This window comes from Microbacterium sp. PA5, from assembly GCF_049860775.1.
Classification (GTDB): Bacteria; Actinomycetota; Actinomycetes; order Actinomycetales; family Microbacteriaceae; genus Microbacterium.
In genome coordinates, this window is sequence record NZ_CP187567.1 from 686,409 (window position 1) to 699,179 (window position 12,771).

Sequence of the window (12,771 nt, forward strand, 5' to 3'; positions counted from 1 at the left end):
CCGTTGCAGCCCTCGGTCGAGCGCCGTCCGGCGAGCGACGTTAGGTTAGGCGAACCTCACCTGCGAGAGAGTACACCCGCGCCGTCGCCGTTTCCAACCCTGGAAGGGGGGTGTCGGGTCCGGCGAGCACGCGAGCATGTCCCACTTTCGGTTGCAGCGGCAGCCCGGAACCGACCGAATGTGGGACACGCCCGGCCGAAAGTGGGACATGCCCCGCCGAAAGTGGGACATGCCAGCGGCACGGAGCGCGGGTCAGCCCTGCGCGTGACGGTCGAGGAACGCGTACACCTCACCGTCGTCGACGCCCGGGAAGGCGCCGCGGGGGAGCGGCGAGAACATCTGCATGTGCACGCGCGCGCTCGGCCAGGCCTTGCCTTCCCAGCGCCGCGTGAGCTCGGCGTCGGGGCGGCGGCAGCAGCTCTCGTCGGGGCAGGTGGAGACGGCTCGCTTCTGGGTCTCGCGGCCGCGGAACCACCGTGCATCGTCGAACGGCACGCCGACGGTGATCGAGAACTCCCCGTCGGAGGTCGTCCCGGTCTGGCTGGAGCACCAGAAGGTGCCCGCGGGGGTGTCGGTGTACTGGTACTGCTCGGTCGTGCGGTTCTGCTCGCCGAAGGACGACCGCGCCGCGAACTTCCGGCAGACGATCTGCCCCTCGACGGAGCCGGTGACGTCCATCGGCAGCGGGAGCTCGTCGTTCTCGTAGACGCGGCTGATGGCGCCCGAGCCGTCGACGCGCAGGAAGTGCAGGCGGATGCCGAAGTGCTGGGTGAGGAGGTTCGTCAGCCGCATGCCTGCCGCCTCGTGGGTCACGCCGAACGCGTCGCGGAAGTCCTCGACGGCGAGGTTGCGATCCTTCTTGGCCTGCGCGAGGAAGGCGACCGATGCCGTCTCGGGCATGAGGCAGCACGCCGCGAAGTAGTTGATCTCGAGCCGCTGCTGCAGGAAGTCGGCGTAGTCGGTGGGCGGCGCGTGCCCGAGCAGCCGGTGCGCCATCGCCTGCAGCGCCATCGAGCGCAGCCCGTGCCCGCCCGGGATCGACGCCGGGGGCAGGTAGATGCGGCCGTTCTCGAGGTCGGTGACCGAGCGCGCCGAGTGCGGCAGGTCGTTGGCGTAGATGAGCTCGAAACCGAGCTGCTCGGCCATGATGCTGACGGTGCGGTGGGTGAGCGCGCCGGAGGTGTGCCCCGCCGCCTTCAGCTGCTTCTCGGCGAGCCGCTCGATGTCGGCGAGGTAGTTGTCGCGCTCGCGGAGCTTCAGCCTCAGCTCGGTGTTGGCCCGCCGCGCCTCCTCGGGCGTCGCGATGGCCTCGCGCTCGCGACGGTGCAGCTCGCGGTGCAGCGCGAGCACGGACTCGATCGTCTCGTCGGTCATCGTGCGGGTGACCCGCAGCGGCGGGATGCCCAGGCGGCGGAACACGGGGCTCGTCTGCGCGCGCTCCAGTTCCAGCTCCAGGGCCGCCCGCCGGTTGGGCGGCTCGGTCGACAGCAGGTCGGTCACGTCGGTCCCGGTGGCGGTGGCGATCGCCTGCAGCAGCGAGAGCTTGGGCTCGCGCTTGCCGTTCTCGATGAGGCTCAGCTGGCTGCCGGCCACGCCGACGAGCGCGCCGAGCTCGTCGAGGGTGTAGCCGTGGGAGACCCGCTGGTGGCGGATGCGGTGGCCGAGGGTCGACAGTTCCAGCGCGGTGGGCATTCCTTGAGCATATCGAAAGAATCGACATTCTTGACACGAACAGGATCGGAAAATGCGCTCGAACCAGAGGGATAGTGGGGGCACGACCCAGCCGTAGGACGCTTCATCGAAGGAGATCGACATGGCCCTCGCGGACCTCTTCACCCGCCCCGTCGCACCCCGCACCGACGCGCGCATCGAGGGCGGCACGCGCTCCGCCGGCTACGACGCCTCCGCCTTCGGTCGCGCGCCGGCCGACAGCGACGGGCTGGCGGAGCTGCGCGCCTGGGTCGACGAGATCGCCGCGCTCACCCAGCCGGCGCGCATCCACTGGGTCGACGGCTCGCGCGCCGAGAACGACGCGCTGCTGCGCCAGCAGGTCGACGAGGGCAAGCTGATCCGGCTGAACCCGGAGTGGCGGCCGGGCTCCTACCTCGCCCGCTCGCACCCGAGCGACGTCGCACGCACCGAGGGTCGCACCTTCATCGCCTCCGAGCGCGAGGAGGACGCCGGTCCGACCAACAACTGGATCGCGCCCGACGAGATCCGCGCGACCCTGACGCCGCTGTTCGCGGGCTCCATGCGCGGACGCACGATGTACGTCGTGCCGTTCTCCATGGGCGCCGTCGGCGGCCCCCTGTCCCACATCGGCGTGCAGGTCACCGACTCCGCCTACGCCGTGACGTCGATCGGCATCATGACGCGGGTCGGCACGTCGGTCCTCGACCAGATCGCCGCCGGCAAGCCGTGGGTCAAGACGGTCCACTCGGTCGGCGCGCCGCTGGCCCCGGGGGAGCAGGACGCCGCCTGGCCCTGCAACGACGAGAAGTACATCGTGCACTTCCCCGAGACGCTGGAGGTCTGGTCGTTCGGATCCGGCTACGGCGGCAACGCGATCCTCGCGAAGAAGTGCTTCGCGCTGCGCATCGCGTCGGTGATCGGGCGCGACGAGGGCTGGCTCGCCGAGCACATGCTGCTCATCCGCGTCATCAGTCCCGAGGGCCGCGCCTACCACCTCGCCGCCGCGTTCCCGTCGGCGTGCGGCAAGACGAACCTCGCCATGCTGCGCCCCACCATCCCCGGCTGGCGCGTGGAGACGCTCGGCGACGACATCGCCTGGCTGCGCCCGGGCGAGGACGGACGGCTCTGGGCCATCAACCCCGAGGCGGGATTCTTCGGAGTCGCGCCGGGCACCGGGCAATCCACCAACGTGACGGCCGTCGAGACCCTGTGGGGCAACACGATCTTCACCAACGTCGCCCTCCGTCCCGACGGCGACGTGTGGTGGGAGGGGCTCACCGACGACGTCCCCGCCGAGCTCACCGACTGGGAGGGGAAGCCCTGGACGCCCGCGTCGGGCCGCCCGGCCGCTCATCCCAACTCCCGCTTCACGGTCAGCGCCGGCCAGTGCCCGCAGATCGCGCCGGACTGGGATGCCGCCGAGGGCGTGCCCCTGGACGCGATCCTCTTCGGCGGACGTCGGGCGACCAACGTGCCGCTCGTGCTCGAGGCGACCGACTGGACGCACGGGGTCTTCCTCGGGGCGAACATCTCCTCCGAGCGCACCGCCGCCGCCGAGGGCACCGTGGGGGAGCTCCGGCGCGACCCGTTCGCGATGCTGCCCTTCTGCGGCTACAACATGGCCGACTACTTCGGACACTGGCTGAAGGTGGGCCAGTCGCTGCGGTTCGACCGCGCGCCGCGCATCTTCCAGGTGAACTGGTTCCGCAAGGGCGCCGACGGACGCTTCCTCTGGCCCGGCTTCGGCGACAACGCCCGCGTGATCGAGTGGATCATCCGCCGCATCGACGGCTCGGTGGGCGCCGAGGACAGCCCGATCGGCCGGCTCCCGCACACCGACGACATCGACGTGGACGGGATCGACGTGCCGCAGGCCGACCTCGACGAGCTGTTCGAGGTCGACCCGGCGCTGTGGCTGCAGGAGGCCGACCTCACCGAGCAGTTCTTCTCGACGTTCGGCGGCCGGGTGCCGGCGGCGCTGTACGCCGAGCTGGCCGCGCTGCGCTACCGGCTCACTCTGGCCGCGCGGGACTGAGGCGGCTCACGCGCACCGTCACCGTCGCCTCCGGCTGACCGAGTGCGTCGCGCACCCGCGCGGCGACGGCCGAGGCGACGGTGTCGGCGCGCGCGTGCTCCACCCCGATGCTCGCGGTGACCTCGTAGGCGCCGTCGCGCTCCGTGACGACCGAGTAGGCCTCGGTCCGCTCCACGGCGACCCGCCACAGCCGGGCGGGCAGCGGCGCCGCGAAGTACAGCTCGGCGACGCCGGGGACCTCCCGGATGGCGGCGTCCACACGCAGGGCCAGTTCGCTCGTCCCGCTCATGACCGCTCCTCCCGCATCCGCAGCGAGTCGATCGTCACGTCGATCTCGCCGACGTCCCACGCAGCGCTTCCGGCGATGGCCGCATACACCTCCGCGCGCACCTGCGCGGCGACCTCCGCCAGGGCAAGCCCGTACAGCACGCTGACCGTCAGCGCGACATCGACCCGTCCGTCCTCGACGGTGACGTCGACACGCTCCACGAGCACGCCGTCCACGCCGTCCCCGGCGTCGCGGACGAGGCCGCGCACCGCGCCCTCGGTCACGACGAGGGTCACGTCGTCGCCCGTCTCGAGCGGGAGGTCGCGCCCCGCGCGGGACTCGCGGGCCACCTCCCCGATGATCTGCTCGAACCACGACTCCTCGAGGCCCTGCGCCGCATCGGTCTCGATGAGCTCGCGGGAGAGTGCTCCGAGCCTGTCCATCGAGTCCAGGACAGCTCGGCACTGCGGGTCGCCGTCGATCGCGGCGATCGCGGGGAGTCGTCCGCGGTCGTGGTACTCCGACAGCTCCTCGAGCGTGTAGCCCGACTCTCCGATCGTCTCCGTGGCCATGCCGTTCACCTCCACTCCTGCATGCGTTCGAACACGGTGGCACGTGCGCGGGCGAGACGCCCCCGCACGGCCGTGGCCGAGATCCCCAGTTCCCGGGCGATCTCGTCGTAGCTGTAGCCGCTCACCTCGCGCAGCAGCCACGCGGTGCGCTGCTCGGCGGGCAGCTCGTCGAGGACCGCGCGGAGCGCATCGAGCTGCGACGACGTCAGCGCCGACTCGTCGGGGCCGGGAAGGGTCGACAGCGGCTCCGCGTCCTCGATCGGGGTCGACGGTCGACGGGACCGCAGGCGGTCGGTGGCCTTCCGCGCGACGATCGTCGAGAACCACGCCCGCACCCGGTCGGGCTCGCGCAGCTCCGGCAGCCGGCGCCATGCGACGATCAGGGCCTCCTGCACGCAGTCGTCGGCGTCGGCCCGCGAGCGGAGGATCCTCGTCGCGAACGCCACGAGGAACGGACCGTGCCGGCGCACGAGCACCCCGAACGCGCGCTCGTCGCCGTCGGCGGCGCGCTGGGCGAGGATGCCGTCCTCGACGGAGACCAGTCGATCCACGTTCCCCCTGGCGTGATCCGTGCGGCCACCGCCGCGTCGGATTCGACCCTGCCACACCTGCCCGCGCGTGTCAGTGCCCGGATGGATGGTCCGCCGCGGCACTCAGGCAACTGCCAGGAAATACATCGTGACGAATACACCGCGGCACCCGTCACACCCGCAGAGGCCCCCGATCGGGGCCGGACGAAAGGAATCAGCATGGCCACCAACACCACCGGCAGCAGCACCGCGAACGTCGTCCCCACCCCGGGCGCCGGCAAGACCGTGATCGTCGACCCGGTGATCGCGAAGATCGCCGGCATCGCGGCGTCCTCGGTCCCGGGCGTCCACGCCCTCGGCGGCGGGGCCGCCCGCGTGATCGGCACCATCCGTGAGGCCGTCGGCGCGAAGGACCTCAGCCAGGGCGTGAGCGTGGAGGTCGGCGAGACCCAGGTGGCCGCCGACATCTCCATCGTCGCCGAGTACCCCGAGCAGCTGCAGCGCGTCGCCACCGACGTCCGCAACGCCGTCGCCGACGCCATCACGCAGCTCGCCGGCATGGAGGTCGCCGAGATCAACGTGACCGTCGTCGACGTCCACATCCCGGGCGACGACGCCCCGGTCGAGGAGCGTGTGCAGTGACGACGGTGCACGGGGCCTCGGTCCTCGGCGCGGCGGCGGGCGCCGTCCTGGCGTTCGCCGCCCTCGCCTTCGGCTTCTGGGGCATGGTGCTCGTCGCGGTGCTCGCCCTCGTGGGCTGGCTCGTCGGCGCCTCGCTCTCCGGGACGCTCGACCTCCGCGCCGCCGTCGCGGCGGCCCGCGGACGGCGGGCGGGCTGACCGTGGACCGCGCGCAGATCCCCGGCCGGGTGGTCGTGACCTCCCGTGCCTACGAGCGGATCGCGGCCGCGGTCTCGGCGGAGGCGCTGGGCGTCCCGCGGCGCGCGGCCTCCGCGCGCGTACGGGACGACGCCGGCCGCATCGCGGCGGAGGTCTCTGCGGGTGCACGGGTCGGCGGCGAGTCCATCCTCGCCCGCGCCGCGCGCACGCGCGAGGTCGTCGCCGCGCGACTGACCGATCTCACCGGCGCGTCCGTCTCGGACGTGCGGATCCATCTCACACATCACATCGACGACGACAGGAGGACATCGTGACCACCCCGCTCACCCAGCGGTCCGCGCGTCGTATGCTGCGGCGATCCCGCAGCGTCTGGGCGGCGGCAGCCGTGCTGGTCGCCGCCGTGGCCACCGGGTTCGTGGTCTTCGAGACCGTCCGGTTCGCGCTCGGACTCCCGGCATGGGTCGCCGGCCCGCGGACGATCATCGACACGGTCTCCGGCGGCACGCCCGTCGGCGTCGCGATCGGCGCCGTGGCCCTCGTGTTCGGCGTCGTCTGCCTGTGGGGCGCCGTCAGCCCCGGCCGGGCCGGACGACGCCTGTCGGGCGACGAGCGCGCGCCGCTCGTCGTCGACGACGCCGTGCTCGCCGGCTCGCTCTCGCGGAGCGCGGCGCGGACCGCCGGCGTCGCCCCCGACCAGGTGCGGACGCATGTCGCCCGCCGTCGGGCGGACATCGAGGTCACGCCCTCCTCCGGCTTCCCCGTCGCGGCGGACGAGGTCGCCCGCGCCGGCAGCGCCGGGATCGCGTCGCTGGAGCTCACGCCGCGGGTGCGCACCCGCGCGCGCGTCACCGGGCAGGGGGCGCTGTCGTGACCGGGGCAGGGCGCCGGACGGCGAACCGCCTGGTCCTGGCCGCGCTCGGGATCGTCGGCCTCGGGGTCGCCGCGATCGCGATCTGGCCGCTGATCGCACCGACCCTCGGCGGTGCGCCGCTCCCGGTCGACGACACCGTCGCCGACGCGGTGACGGCCACAGGTCTCGGCGTCGTCGCCGTCGCGTGGATCCTCGCCGCGGCGGCCTCCCTCGTCGTGCTGCTCGCCGTCCTCTGGGCGGTCGGGTCCCGCCGGGGTCGCACCCGGAGCGCCGTGGACGCCGACGGCATCGTCGTCGACACCGCGGTCGTGGAGGGCATCGTCCGCTCCTCGCTCGCCGCGGCCCCCGACGTCCTCGCGGTCCAGGCGACCACCTACGCCCGGCGCGGGCAGCGGTTGCTGCGTCTGAAGGTGCAGCTGCGGCCGCGTGCCGACCTCGCCGACGCGGCCGGGCGCGTGCGCGGCGCCCTGGCCGATCTCGACGCCGCGCTGGGGATCCCGCTCCCCGCCGTCGTCCACCTGACCACCGGCATCCGGACCGCGCTGGCGCGGGGCCGGCGCGTCGACTGAGACCTCCCGCCACCGCGCGGGATGTGGGAAACACAACGAAAGGAGAGCCTCATGGGCTTCGCAGACGACATCAAGAACACCGCTGAGAACCTCGCCGGCAAGGCGAAGGAGGCGGTCGGCAAGGCCACCGACAACGACAAGCTCGTCGCCGAGGGCAAGGCCGACCAGGTCAAGGCCCACGCGAAGGACGCGGCCTCCGACGTCAAGGACGCCGCGAAGGACGCGAAGGACGCGCTCGACGGCAAGTGACCGGCCCGGACGCGGCGCATCCCCCGGGTGCGCCGCGTCCGCGCGTCCCCCTCCACCTCCGCCGAGCCGACAAGGTTGTGACGAGCCGACACGCTGCGTGCGTGCAAGAGCGTGTCGGCTCGTCGGAATCGTGTCGGCTCGCGCACGGGGCGCGGGAGCGGCGGTCAGGTCAGCAGCTGGTGGGCGGCCAGGTCGCGGTACAGCGGCACGGTCGCCACGAGCTCCGCGTGGGTGCCCTGCCCGACCACCTCGCCGCCGTCGAGGACGACGATGAGGTCGCTGTCGACCACCGTCGACAGCCGGTGCGCGATCACGACGAGCGTCCGCCCGCTCGCGACCGCGTCGATCGCCTCGCGCATGCGCTGCTCGTTGAGTCCGTCCAGCGACGACGTGGACTCGTCGAGGAGAAGGATGGGAGGGGCGGCCAGCAGCGCCCGGGCGATCGCCAGGCGCTGACGCTCGCCGCCGGAGAGCATCACCCCGGCCTCGCCGACCGGGGCGTCCAGCCCGAGCGGATCGCGCTCCAGCACGCCGCCGAGGTTCACGGCGCGCAGCACCCGCTCGCAGTCCTCGTCGCTCGCGCCCGGCGAGGCCAGCCGCAGATTGTCGGCGATCGTCCCGGCGAGCGTGGGCGCGTCCTGCTCGACGTAGCCGAGCTGGGCGCGCAGGCGGTCGCGGTCGATCGCGCGGACGTCCACGCCGTCGAGCAGGATCGCGCCGGCGGTGGGGTCGTAGAACCGCTCGATGAGCGCGAGCGTCGTGGACTTCCCCGCGCCGGAGGGTCCGACGAGGGCGACGCGGGCCCCGCGCGGCACCGAGAAGGACACCCCGCGCAGCACCTCACCCTCGGCCACCGGCGCGACCTCCACCGTCGCCGGGTCGACGTGGGCATCCGTGAGGGCGCGTCGCGCGGCGTCCTCCGCCGTCCGGCGCGCGGCGACGACCGCGGCGGGATAGGCGAAGCGCACGTCCCGGAACTCGATCGCGGGCACCGCTCCCGCGTCCGTGTCGGCGCCGGCGCCGATCGCGCCGGTGTCGGCGGTGAGGGCGGCCGCGACGCGCTCGTCGTCGTCGGTCTCGCGCGGCAGGTCGAGCACCTCCTGGATGCGCCCCAAGGCTCCGAGCGCCTGGTTCACCGACGTGATCGCCCCGAACAGGGTGCCCAGGGGACCGATCAGCAGGAAGAGGAACATGACGAAGGTCACCAGCTGCGCGATCGTTATCGCCCCGTCGGCGACGCGGAAGCCCCCGAAGCCGAGCACGACCAGCAGCGACGCCTGCAGCGCCACCCCCGCCACGGGCACGACGAGCGCCGACACCTTCGCGATGCGCACGCCGATGCCGTACACCTCGGTGGCGCGGGCGGTCACGTCGGCGGACTCGCGGGCCGTCGCGCCCGCGGCGCGCACGGTGCGGATCGACCCGATCGCGCGCTCCACGCCCGAGGCGAGCTCGCCGACCTTCTCCTGCTGCTGGCGCGTGGCGGTGCGGATGCGTCCGCTCAGAAGAACCACGGCCGTCAGCGCCAGCCCGAGGACGACCGCGATCGCGATGAGCAGCACCGGGTCGATGAGCGCCATCGCCACGATGGCCCCGACGAAGATGAGCGCGTTCCCCACCGCATCCGCGAGTCCCTGCGTCAGCACGGCGTAGAGGAGCGTCGTGTCGGTGCCCACGCGCGAGACGAGGTCCCCGGTGCGACGGGCGTCGAACTCGCCGATCGGCAGGTGCAGGATGCGGGAGATGAGCTTGCGGCGGCTGGAGTACACGACCGCGGTGCCGGTGCGCTGCAGCAGGTAGTGCTGGTATCCGGCGACGACCGAGGCGACGACGACGAGGGCGACGATGACCCAGACCAGGATGCCGAGGGTCTCGCCGGCCTGCACGCGCTCGATGACCTGTCCCACCAGCAGCGGCTGGGCCAGGGTGACGACGGCGCCGACGATGCTCAGCACCGCGACGACGACGAGGACGCGCGTGTGCTCGAGGAGGAAGGGCAGGAGCTGGCGGAGGCTCGCCCGGGGGCCGTCGTCGGCGGAGGGGCGGCGGCGGCCACGCGTGGCAGATGACATGGAGGTGCGTCCTCAGAGGAGATGCGGGTGATCCGGGGCGACGCTGCCCGTGTGTTCTATCTTCCCTCCGTTCGGCGGGTGTCCGCGCCGCGCGGGTCAGCGTCGTCCGAAGCGGCGGTGCGCGGCCTGCTTGCTCACCCCGAGCGCGCCGGCGATCGCCTGCCAGGAGTAGCCGAGGTTGCGCGCCCGGCGCACCTGCGCCTCCTCGGAGCGGGCGACCTCGCGACGCACCTCGGCGAGGCGGTGCAGCTCGGCGATGGGCTCGCGGTCGGGCGCCGATCCGATCAGGGTGCGGATGTCGTCGCTGCTCATGCGGAAGCCTCTCGTCTGCGCGGGGTGTCAACGATAGTTGACGAACCGACCGCCGTCAACACACGCTGACGGACTGCGGCGGATCCTCGACGTCCGGCGGTGTCCGAGGCGACGGATAGTGTGGTGCGGTGCCCCAGCCCGTGATCTCCGCCCAGAACCTCGTCAAGGCCTACAAGGTCAAAGGCAAGCCCGACTTCCTCGCCGTCGACGGACTGAGCTTCGAGGTGGCGCCGGGGGAGTCGTTCGGCCTCCTCGGGCCCAACGGCGCCGGCAAGTCCACGACCATGAAGATGATCGGCGCCGTGTCGACCCGCACCTCCGGCGACCTCGAGATCCTGGGCCTGGACCCCGACCGCTACGGTCCCGAGATCCGCTCGCGGCTCGGTGTCGTCCCGCAGCAGGACAACCTCGACGGCGAGCTCAACGCGCGCGAGAACCTCTACATCTACGGTCGCTACTTCGGACTGCCCGGAAAGGTCTGCCATCAGAAGGCCGACGAGCTGCTGGCGTTCGCCCAGCTCGAGGACAAGGCCAAGAACAAGGTCGACCAGCTCTCCGGCGGCATGAAGCGCCGGCTCACGATCGCGCGCGGGCTCATCAACGACCCGCGCATCCTGCTCCTGGACGAGCCGACGACCGGTCTCGACCCGCAGGCGCGGCACGTCCTGTGGGACCGCCTCTTCCGCCTCAAGGAGCGCGGCACGACGCTCGTGCTGACCACGCACTACATGGACGAGGCCGAGCAGCTGTGCGATCGTCTCATCGTCGTCGACAAGGGCCGCATCATGGCGGAGGGAACCCCGTCCTCCCTCATCCGCGAGCACTCCAGCCGCGAGGTGCTCGAGGTGCGCTTCGGCTCCGACCGCAACGAGCAGGTCGCCGCGCAGCTGCAGGGGATCGGCGACCGGGTCGAGGTGCTGCCCGACCGGGTGCTGATCTACGCGGGCGACGGTGAGGCGGCGCTCGAGCGCGTGACCGCCGCCGGCCTCCACCCGATCACGAGCCTCGTGCGCCGCTCCAGCCTGGAGGACGTCTTCCTGCGCCTCACCGGACGGTCGCTGATCGAATGAGCACCACGACGCATCCCACCCTCGACGAGCTGCGCGCCGAGGCGATGGAGTGGGGCAGCAGGCCCCGGCGGTTCGGCAGCTGGTACGTCACCGAGCACATGGTCCGCGCGATGCGCGCGTACGGCTGGACGATCATCGTCGGCGCCCTCGGGCAGCCGATCATGTACCTCCTCGGCCTGGCCGTGGGGCTCGCGGCACTCATCCAGGTCCCGGTCATCGACCGCGGGCACGAGGTGGACTACCTCGTCTTCGTCGCCCCGGCGCTGCTGGTGACCGCGGCGATCGCCGTGGCGTCGGAGGAGATGACCTACCCGGTCATGGCGGGGTTCAAGTGGCGGCGGTACTTCTACGGCTTCAACGCCTCGCCGCTGGCGAGCCCGCAGATCGCGCACGGCGTGATCGCCGGCGCTGCGGCGCGCATGTTCGTCGCCGTGGGCGCCTACTACCTGTTCCTGTGGATCTTCGACCTCTTCGTGGAGACGGTGCCCTCCCCGGCCACGGGCTGGCTCGCCATCCCCGCGGGCGTCGCCGCGGGCCTCGCGTTCGGCGTGCCCCTCATGGCCTACGCGGGGTCGATCGAAGACGACAAGGGCCAGTTCGCGCTGGTGCAGCGCTTCCTCTTCATGCCGATGTTCCTGTTCTCGGGCACGTTCTACCCGCTCGACACGCTGCCGGTGTGGCTCCAGTGGATCGGCTGGATCTCGCCGCTGTGGCACGGCGCCGAGCTCGGCCGCATCGCGACCTACGGCGAGTCGGTCGGCGCGGGCGAGGTCGTGTTCCATGTCGGCTACCTGGTCGTGCTGACGGTCCTCGGGTACCTCTGGGGTCGCCGCATCTTCATCGAGAGGCTCGCGAAATGACGGCCGTCGTCGACACCTCCGTCCGCCGCGGCGGGGTCCGCGCCCTGTGGGCGGGCAACCCCGGCGCGGTGGTGCAGCGCGGGCTCATCGCCGCGCGGTCCTCGAGCTGGATCATCGTGCTGTCGGGCTTCTTCGAGCCGGTGTTCTACCTGCTGTCGATGGGCATCGGTCTCGGCGCTCTCATCGGCGACGTGCAGACCTCGCAGGGCGTCACGGTCGAGTACGCGGCCTTCATCGCCCCGGCGCTGCTGGCCGTGTCGGCGATGAACGGCGCGATCTACGACTCGACGTGGAACGTCTTCTTCAAGCTCAACTACGGCAAGCTCTACGAGGGCATGCTCTCGACCTCGCTCGGCCCGCTCGACGTCGCCCTCGGCGAGATCCTCTACGCGCTCCTGCGCGGCCTGCTCTACGCGACGGGGTTCATGATCGTCATGCAGGTGATGGGGCTGAACCTCGCCTGGACGGCGGTGCTGGCGCTGCCGGCGGTGCTGCTCATCGCCTTCGGCTTCGCCAGCGTCGGCATGGCGATCACGAGCTACATGAAGACCTTCCAGCACATGGACTGGATCAACTTCGTGCTGCTGCCGATGTTCCTCTTCTCGGCCACGTTCTACCCCATCTCGGTGTATCCGGGCTGGGTGCAGCAGATCGTGATGGCCCTGCCGCTGTGGCACGGCGTGGAGCTCATCCGCGGGCTCACGACCGGCATCCTGAGCGCGGGCATGCTGTGGCACGTGCTCTACTACGTCGTCATGATCGCGGTCGGCCTCGTCTTCACGACGAAGCGGCTGCGCGCCCTCTTCCTCGACTGAGGATCGCGAAGAGCCCC

16 protein-coding genes are annotated in these 12,771 nt (G+C 72.0%); 10 read left to right on the forward strand and 6 right to left on the reverse strand.

The window, feature by feature from the left end; all coding sequences use genetic code 11:
* Positions 1-252: 252 nt before the first annotated feature.
* Positions 253-1,692 (reverse strand): XRE family transcriptional regulator, encoded by a 1,440-nt coding sequence (locus ACPWUT_RS03135; RefSeq protein ID WP_284529646.1) that lies wholly within the window; start codon positions 1,690-1,692, stop codon positions 253-255.
* Positions 1,693-1,813: 121 nt separating this feature from the next.
* Here ACPWUT_RS03135 and ACPWUT_RS03140 point away from each other — a divergent pair, with 121 nt between their 5' ends.
* Positions 1,814-3,727 carry a phosphoenolpyruvate carboxykinase (GTP) gene (locus ACPWUT_RS03140; protein ID WP_425840542.1) on the forward strand — a complete coding sequence of 638 codons (1,914 nt, stop codon included), beginning with the start codon at positions 1,814-1,816 and terminating at the stop codon, positions 3,725-3,727.
* Here the strand turns inward: ACPWUT_RS03140 and ACPWUT_RS03145 are convergent.
* From ACPWUT_RS03145 to ACPWUT_RS03155, 3 genes are read right to left on the reverse strand one after another with little or no spacing between them, the layout of a single operon-like run.
* Positions 3,705-4,016, reverse strand: a complete 312-nt coding sequence (locus tag ACPWUT_RS03145; protein ID WP_284529648.1) for a hypothetical protein — start codon at positions 4,014-4,016, stop codon at positions 3,705-3,707. The two genes, ACPWUT_RS03140 and ACPWUT_RS03145, sit on opposite strands and share 23 nt — an antisense overlap.
* Complete coding sequence (locus ACPWUT_RS03150) at positions 4,013-4,567, reverse strand: Asp23/Gls24 family envelope stress response protein (RefSeq protein WP_425840545.1); 555 nt, start codon at positions 4,565-4,567, stop codon at positions 4,013-4,015. Before ACPWUT_RS03150 ends, ACPWUT_RS03145 begins: the two co-directional genes overlap by 4 nt.
* A gap of 5 nt (positions 4,568-4,572) precedes the next feature.
* Positions 4,573-5,118 (reverse strand): RNA polymerase sigma factor, encoded by a 546-nt coding sequence (locus ACPWUT_RS03155; RefSeq protein WP_425840548.1) that lies wholly within the window; start codon positions 5,116-5,118, stop codon positions 4,573-4,575.
* A gap of 198 nt (positions 5,119-5,316) precedes the next feature.
* On the opposite strand from ACPWUT_RS03155, the gene ACPWUT_RS03160 reads away from it, so the two are divergent.
* The 6 genes from ACPWUT_RS03160 to ACPWUT_RS03185 are packed head-to-tail and all read left to right on the forward strand — an operon-like array spanning position 5,317 to position 7,625.
* On the forward strand, positions 5,317-5,739 hold the full coding sequence (locus tag ACPWUT_RS03160) for an Asp23/Gls24 family envelope stress response protein (protein WP_425840551.1): 423 nt from the start codon (positions 5,317-5,319) through the stop codon (positions 5,737-5,739).
* A complete protein-coding gene (locus ACPWUT_RS03165; RefSeq protein WP_284529656.1) occupies positions 5,736-5,936 on the forward strand; it encodes a DUF2273 domain-containing protein in 201 nt (66 codons plus the stop codon). The genes ACPWUT_RS03160 and ACPWUT_RS03165 overlap by 4 nt, the downstream gene beginning before the upstream one ends.
* A gap of 2 nt (positions 5,937-5,938) precedes the next feature.
* Positions 5,939-6,250 carry a hypothetical protein gene (locus ACPWUT_RS03170; protein WP_284529658.1) on the forward strand — a complete coding sequence of 104 codons (312 nt, stop codon included), beginning with the start codon at positions 5,939-5,941 and terminating at the stop codon, positions 6,248-6,250.
* The gene (locus tag ACPWUT_RS03175) at positions 6,247-6,807 is read left to right on the forward strand and encodes a hypothetical protein (RefSeq protein WP_425840555.1); all 561 of its coding nucleotides are present in this window, start codon (positions 6,247-6,249) and stop codon (positions 6,805-6,807) included. The genes ACPWUT_RS03170 and ACPWUT_RS03175 overlap by 4 nt, the downstream gene beginning before the upstream one ends.
* Positions 6,804-7,376, forward strand: a complete 573-nt coding sequence (locus ACPWUT_RS03180; RefSeq protein WP_425840558.1) for a hypothetical protein — start codon at positions 6,804-6,806, stop codon at positions 7,374-7,376. The genes ACPWUT_RS03175 and ACPWUT_RS03180 overlap by 4 nt, the downstream gene beginning before the upstream one ends.
* 51 nt (positions 7,377-7,427) lie before the next feature.
* The gene (locus tag ACPWUT_RS03185; RefSeq protein WP_284529664.1) at positions 7,428-7,625 is read left to right on the forward strand and encodes a CsbD family protein; all 198 of its coding nucleotides are present in this window, start codon (positions 7,428-7,430) and stop codon (positions 7,623-7,625) included.
* A 164-nt stretch (positions 7,626-7,789) separates the two neighbouring features.
* Here the strand turns inward: ACPWUT_RS03185 and ACPWUT_RS03190 are convergent, their stop codons facing one another.
* Both ACPWUT_RS03190 and ACPWUT_RS03195 read right to left on the reverse strand, forming a co-directional pair.
* Positions 7,790-9,697: an ABC transporter ATP-binding protein gene (locus tag ACPWUT_RS03190; RefSeq protein ID WP_425840562.1), complete on the reverse strand. Its 1,908-nt coding sequence runs from the start codon at positions 9,695-9,697 to the stop codon at positions 7,790-7,792.
* Between the two features lie 96 nt (positions 9,698-9,793).
* Positions 9,794-10,009: an AsnC family protein gene (locus ACPWUT_RS03195; protein WP_284529666.1), complete on the reverse strand. Its 216-nt coding sequence runs from the start codon at positions 10,007-10,009 to the stop codon at positions 9,794-9,796.
* Between the two features lie 128 nt (positions 10,010-10,137).
* Between ACPWUT_RS03195 and ACPWUT_RS03200 the strand changes: the two genes are divergently transcribed.
* Genes ACPWUT_RS03200 through ACPWUT_RS03210 form a run of 3 tightly spaced genes read left to right on the forward strand, consistent with a single transcriptional unit; the run spans position 10,138 to position 12,754 of the window.
* The gene (locus ACPWUT_RS03200; RefSeq protein WP_284529667.1) at positions 10,138-11,079 is read left to right on the forward strand and encodes an ABC transporter ATP-binding protein; all 942 of its coding nucleotides are present in this window, start codon (positions 10,138-10,140) and stop codon (positions 11,077-11,079) included.
* Complete coding sequence (locus tag ACPWUT_RS03205) at positions 11,076-11,939, forward strand: ABC transporter permease (protein WP_425840567.1); 864 nt, start codon at positions 11,076-11,078, stop codon at positions 11,937-11,939. The genes ACPWUT_RS03200 and ACPWUT_RS03205 overlap by 4 nt, the downstream gene beginning before the upstream one ends.
* A complete protein-coding gene (locus ACPWUT_RS03210) occupies positions 11,936-12,754 on the forward strand; it encodes an ABC transporter permease (RefSeq protein ID WP_425840570.1) in 819 nt (272 codons plus the stop codon). Before ACPWUT_RS03205 ends, ACPWUT_RS03210 begins: the two co-directional genes overlap by 4 nt.
* Positions 12,755-12,771 lie beyond the last annotated feature (17 nt).

Coding starts and splice junctions, on each gene's coding strand:
- ACPWUT_RS03135 (WP_284529646.1), bottom strand. CDS start 1,692: ATGCCCACCGCGCTGGAACTGTCGACCCTCGGCCACCGCATCCGCCAC.
- ACPWUT_RS03140 (WP_425840542.1), top strand. CDS start 1,814: ATGGCCCTCGCGGACCTCTTCACCCGCCCCGTCGCACCCCGCACCGAC.
- ACPWUT_RS03145 (WP_284529648.1), bottom strand. CDS start 4,016: ATGAGCGGGACGAGCGAACTGGCCCTGCGTGTGGACGCCGCCATCCGG.
- ACPWUT_RS03150 (WP_425840545.1), bottom strand. CDS start 4,567: ATGGCCACGGAGACGATCGGAGAGTCGGGCTACACGCTCGAGGAGCTG.
- ACPWUT_RS03160 (WP_425840551.1), top strand. CDS start 5,317: ATGGCCACCAACACCACCGGCAGCAGCACCGCGAACGTCGTCCCCACC.
- ACPWUT_RS03185 (WP_284529664.1), top strand. CDS start 7,428: ATGGGCTTCGCAGACGACATCAAGAACACCGCTGAGAACCTCGCCGGC.
- ACPWUT_RS03190 (WP_425840562.1), bottom strand. CDS start 9,697: ATGTCATCTGCCACGCGTGGCCGCCGCCGCCCCTCCGCCGACGACGGC.
- ACPWUT_RS03195 (WP_284529666.1), bottom strand. CDS start 10,009: ATGAGCAGCGACGACATCCGCACCCTGATCGGATCGGCGCCCGACCGC.
- ACPWUT_RS03205 (WP_425840567.1), top strand. CDS start 11,076: ATGAGCACCACGACGCATCCCACCCTCGACGAGCTGCGCGCCGAGGCG.
- ACPWUT_RS03210 (WP_425840570.1), top strand. CDS start 11,936: ATGACGGCCGTCGTCGACACCTCCGTCCGCCGCGGCGGGGTCCGCGCC.